The sequence below is a fragment of the Streptomyces sp. NPDC055078 genome, from assembly GCF_053607985.1.
This window is the reverse complement of record NZ_JBSGUP010000631.1, coordinates 1-4757: the sequence shown is the minus strand read 5'-3', so window position 1 is coordinate 4757 and position 4757 is coordinate 1. Positions and strand designations below refer to the sequence as shown.

The following is a 4757-nucleotide window of genomic DNA, read 5'->3' as shown; positions in this document are numbered from 1 at the left end:
CCGCTTGCGGGCCTTGTCATAGCGGGCCTGCCAGCGGCGGCGGCCTTCCTCGATCGCGTCAGCGTTCATACCTTCCAATTTACTAGGACGTCCTAGTAAATGTCGATGGGTACACGCTGCGTCAGCAGCGCGTACCGGAAAGTCAGGCTTGTGCCGTCGCCCGGTTACCGTCCGTGATCAGCGAACGGACCTCACGGGAGATCTTCGGCTCGACGAAGAAGGAGGCCACCGGGATACAGCCCGCGGCCAGCACCCACAGCAGCTTGCCGAACGGCCACTTCGCCTTGGAACCGAGATCGAAGGCGAAGATCACATAGATGATGAACAGAACGCCGTGGATCTGGGAGATCAGCATCGTATCGCCGGTGTCGAAGCCGTACTTCATCACGATGGCCCCGGTGAACACGAGCAGCCAGACGGCGGTGATGTACGCCATCACCCGGTAGCGGGTCAAGACGGTCTGTTTCATGGCACCGAGCGTATCCGGGAGCCCGGCGGGTCCCAGCGGCGGGTCTCGGCCGCCCCGCGCCTCCGGCCCGGGCCCGGGGCCTCCCGGGCGCCCACGCGGATTCAGGTCCGACCGGCCCACCGGTCCGCCCTCAACCGCCGGACAGGCTGGAGGTGGCGGGAATCGCCGGACAGGCTGGAGGTGACGGGAATCGCCGGACAGGCTGGAGGTGGCGGGCGGATCAGCCTCGCCGACTCCAGGATGCCTGTCCGGGGCAGGGCTCGGTCAGGGCGTGCTGTCGAAGTCCTGGGCCGAGACCCGCAGCGGGCGCAGCATCGCGAAGATCTCGGCGCACTCCTCCGCGTCGTACGCCCCGAGCCCGAAGTCCATCTCCATCAGATCGCGGGTGGCCGCCTCGACCACCTCACGCCCCTTGTCGGTGATGGAGGCGAGGGTTCCGCGTCCGTCGTTGGGGTTGGGCCGCTTGTCGACCAGACCGGACCGCACCAGCCGGTCCACGGTGTTGGTCACCGAGGTCGGGTGGACCATGAGCCGTTCGCCGATCTTGGACATGGGCAGCTCACCCGCCTTGGAGAAGGTGAGGAGCACCAGCGCCTCGTAGCGCGCGAAGGTCAGTCCGTACGGCTTGACGACGGCGTCGACCTCGGCGAGCAGGATCTGGTGCGCCCGCATGATCGAGGTGATCGCGGCCATCGAGGGGACGGGTCCCCAGCGCTGCTGCCACAACTCGTCGGCGCGCGCGATGGGATCGAAGGGGAGGCTGAGCGGCTTGGGCACGGCTCCGACCCTACCGACTGGTCATTTGGACGGTCCGACCCGTCTCGCCCCTCGGTCGTACGGACGAGGCCACCGTTACGCGCTGACCGTGCCCTCGCGGCGGGCGCGGGAGGCGATCACCTCGTCGTCGGCGGCGCGCTTGAGCTTGCGCTCGGCCACAAAACCGCCGAAGGGGAGCACCGAGAGGATGAAGTACAGCGCCGCCGTCTTGAGATTCCACTTGGTGCGGTTCCAGGCGTCCAGCCAGAACAGCACATAGATGACGAAGAGAACTCCGTGGATCATCCCCAGAGCCGGGACCGCGTTGAAGTCCGTGGTGCGCTTCAGCACCGAGGCGATCATCAGCAGGATGAAGGAGACGGCCTCCGGCGCGGAGACCAGGCGGAGGCGGTGGAGGGACGATGCGGTCTTGATGTCCACGGAGGCACCTTCGATGGGAGTCGATCTTGTGAACGCGCTCACAAGCGCTCGCTCATTCTGCCAGCCTCCTTTACCAAGCCTTGGTCCGGGGTGGACATCGACGCGCGGGCGGCCTGTCCTCCCCGGCGCGCGGGCGGTTACCGTCGCTCCGTGGCAATGTTCCGGCTCCAGGGGAGCAAAGTGCTCGCGGTCGACATGACCGGCGACGCCGTCAAAGCGAAGAACGGGTCGATGGTCGCCTACGACGGCCAGATGGCCTTCAAGAAGCTGTCCGGGGGTGGCGAGGGCATCCGGGGGATGGTCACCCGCCGGCTGACCGGCGAGCAGATGACCCTGATGGAGGTGAAGGGTCAGGGCACCTGCTTCTTCGCCGACCGCGCCTCCGAGATCAACCTCGTCGGTCTGCGGGGCGACAAGCTGTATGTCGAGTCGAGCAATCTGCTCTGTGTGGACGCGGGGCTGCGCACCGGCACCAGCTTCACCGGGCTGCGCGGCGGCGCGACGGGCAACGGTCTGTTCACCACCACGATCGAGGGCAGCGGCCAGGCGGCGATCATGTCCGACGGCCCGGCGGTGCTGCTGCGGGTGACCCCGCAGTACCCGCTCTGTGTGGACCCCGGCGCGTACGTCGCCCACCAGGGAAACCTCCAGCAGAACTTCCAGTCCGGGGTGACCTTCCGCACCTTCCTGGGCGAGGGCGGCGGCGAGGCGTTCCAGATCCGGTTCGAGGGCGATGGGCTCGTCTATGTCCAGCCCAGTGAGCGCAACACCGTCGGAGGGGACGTCTGACATGCCCTTCCGTGAGATCAACTCCAGGATGATCGAGGCGACGATCGCCCCCGGGCAGCGGCTGTTCAGCCAGCGCGGCGCGATGCTCGCGTACCAGGGCGAGGTCTCCTTCACCCCCAACACCCAGGGCGGCCAGGGCGGTATCGCCTCGATGATCGGCCGCCGGGTGGCGGGCGAGGCGACCCCGCTGATGACGGTCGACGGCAATGGCACGGTGCTGTTCGGCCACGGCGGCCATCACATCCAGATCATCAACCTCACCGGTGACACCCTCTATGTCGAGGCGGACCGGCTGCTCGCGTTCGACGGGACGCTGGAGCAGGGCACGATGTTCATGGGCTCGCAGGGCGGGGTCATGGGCATGGTGCGCGGCCAGATGACCGGGCAAGGGCTCTTCACCACCACCCTCCGGGGGCATGGCGCGGTCGCGGTGATGGCGCACGGCGGGGTGATCGAGCTGCCGATCGCCCCGGGGCGCACGGTCCATGTGGACCCCCAGGCGTATGTCGCGCACCACGGCGACGTACGCAACAAGCTCTCCACCGCACTGGGCTGGCGCGACATGGTGGGGCGCGGCTCGGGCGAGGCGTTCCAGCTTGAGCTGAGCGGCAGTGGCGCGGTGTATGTCCAGGCATCGGAGGAGAAGCTGTGAGCACACCTGTGGTCTTCGATCCGATGACCCTGCCGAGTGACGACAATGTCAACCCGTACACCTTCTGTGTGGAATTGAAGGGCGGCCAGTGGTTCCTGCAGAAGGGCAAGATGATCGCCTATTACGGGCGGATCGACTTCAACGGGATCGGCCACGGCCGGTTCGACCGGCTGCTGCGGACCTCGTTCCACTCACCGCTGCACGCGAGTGACTGGGTGGTGGCCGAGGGCAGCGGCAAGATGCTGCTCGCGGACCGCGCGTTCGATGTGAACTCCTTCGACCTGGACGACGGGAATCTGACCATCCGGTCCGGGAACCTGCTGGCCTACCAGCCGACCCTGGCGCTGAAGCAGTCGATCGTGCCGGGCTTTCTGACCCTGATCGGTACGGGGAAGTTCGTCGCCGCGTCGAACGGTCCCGTGGTGTTCATGGAGCCCCCGATCCGGGTGGATCCGCAGGCGCTGGTGGGGTGGGCGGACTGCCCGTCGCCGTGCCATCACTACGACCACGGCTATATGACCGGGGTGATGGGCGGGCTGCGGGCGATCACCGGGCTCGGCGGGGCGTCCGGGGAGGAGCACCAGTTCGAGTTCGTCGGAGCCGGAACCGTACTCCTCCAGTCCACCGAAACGCTGATGGCGGAAACCGCGACCGGCGCCGCGCCGCAGCAGGCGGGGGTCCCCGGCGGTGGGCACGGAGCGCCAGGTCAGCGAGGGTCCGGCCCCCGGCTGCCCGGGCAGCTGGGGGACATGACCCGGCGCTTCGGCCTGTGAGCGGTACTCTGCGGGCCGTGACGTCGAACGCCTGACCCCCAGTACGCTGCGTCCACCGTGCCGATTCCCACCGGTTGCGGGCGATGTCCGCCCCCACCGGAGAACCGGGCGTCACACGTACGACTTCGTCCGTCTTTCAACTTCTTAGGTAGAATCCATATATGGAGACAGAGACGGCCACTCGCTGGCTGACCGATGACGAGCAGCGCACCTGGCGCACTCACCTGGACGTCAGCCGGCTGCTGATGCACCAGCTCGAAAAGGATCTTCAGCCGTTCGGCCTGACCAACAACGACTACGAGATCCTGGTCAATCTGTCGGAGTCGGCGGAACTGCGGATGCGGATGAGCGACCTGGCCGCGGCCACGCTCCAGTCCAAGAGCCGCCTCTCCCACCAGATCACCAGGATGGAGAACGCCGGTCTGGTCCGGCGGGAGAACTGCGAGTCCGACCGGCGGGGGCTGTACGCGGTCCTCACGGAGCAGGGGCAGGAGACGATGCGGAAGGTCGCGCCGCACCATGTCGCGTCCGTACGCAAGCACTTCATCGACCTGATGTCGCCCGAGGCGCTGACCGACCTGCGCGAGTCCCTGTCCCCGGTCGCCACCCACCTCCGCGGCCACCGCGCCAAACCCTGACCGCCCCGGCCGCGCCCGCCGCACCGGACAACCGGGACACCCAAACCCAGCCCGCGCACCGGACAACCGGGACACCCAAACCCAGCCCGCCGCGCGCGACGACCGGGGTACCTCAACCCAGCCCGTCCGGCGCGCCCAACAACCGGGACACCCAAACCCAGCCCGCCGCGCCCGACGACCGGGGTGCGCAAAACACGCCCGGCCGGCGTTTGAGGACGGACCCGTGCCCCGGACAGCCC

At 67.9% G+C, this 4757-nt stretch carries 7 protein-coding genes; 4 read left to right on the top strand and 3 right to left on the bottom strand.

Going from position 1 to position 4757, the window contains the following annotated elements:
* Positions 1–142: 142 nt before the first annotated feature.
* The 3 genes from ACWF94_RS33655 to ACWF94_RS33645 form a co-directional block, all read right to left on the bottom strand.
* Positions 143–469 (bottom strand): DUF3817 domain-containing protein, encoded by a 327-nt coding sequence (locus ACWF94_RS33655; protein WP_453497352.1) that lies wholly within the window; start codon positions 467–469, stop codon positions 143–145.
* Positions 470–733: 264 nt separating this feature from the next.
* On the bottom strand, positions 734–1246 hold the full coding sequence (locus ACWF94_RS33650) for a MarR family winged helix-turn-helix transcriptional regulator (protein ID WP_453497349.1): 513 nt from the start codon (positions 1244–1246) through the stop codon (positions 734–736).
* A 75-nt stretch (positions 1247–1321) separates the two neighbouring features.
* A complete protein-coding gene (locus ACWF94_RS33645; protein WP_453497347.1) occupies positions 1322–1666 on the bottom strand; it encodes a DUF3817 domain-containing protein in 345 nt (114 codons plus the stop codon).
* A 156-nt stretch (positions 1667–1822) separates the two neighbouring features.
* Here ACWF94_RS33645 and ACWF94_RS33640 point away from each other — a divergent pair, with 156 nt between their 5' ends.
* The 4 genes from ACWF94_RS33640 to ACWF94_RS33625 all read left to right on the top strand — a co-directional run bounded on the left by ACWF94_RS33640 (position 1823) and on the right by ACWF94_RS33625 (position 4518).
* Positions 1823–2455, top strand: a complete 633-nt coding sequence (locus ACWF94_RS33640; RefSeq protein WP_453497355.1) for an AIM24 family protein — start codon at positions 1823–1825, stop codon at positions 2453–2455.
* Between the two features lies 1 nt (position 2456).
* Positions 2457–3107, top strand: a complete 651-nt coding sequence (locus tag ACWF94_RS33635) for an AIM24 family protein (protein WP_453497344.1) — start codon at positions 2457–2459, stop codon at positions 3105–3107.
* Positions 3104–3880 (top strand): AIM24 family protein, encoded by a 777-nt coding sequence (locus tag ACWF94_RS33630; RefSeq protein WP_453497341.1) that lies wholly within the window; start codon positions 3104–3106, stop codon positions 3878–3880. The genes ACWF94_RS33635 and ACWF94_RS33630 overlap by 4 nt, the downstream gene beginning before the upstream one ends.
* Before the next feature lie 161 nt (positions 3881–4041).
* Complete coding sequence (locus ACWF94_RS33625) at positions 4042–4518, top strand: MarR family winged helix-turn-helix transcriptional regulator (protein ID WP_453497338.1); 477 nt, start codon at positions 4042–4044, stop codon at positions 4516–4518.
* Positions 4519–4757: the final 239 nt, after the last annotated feature.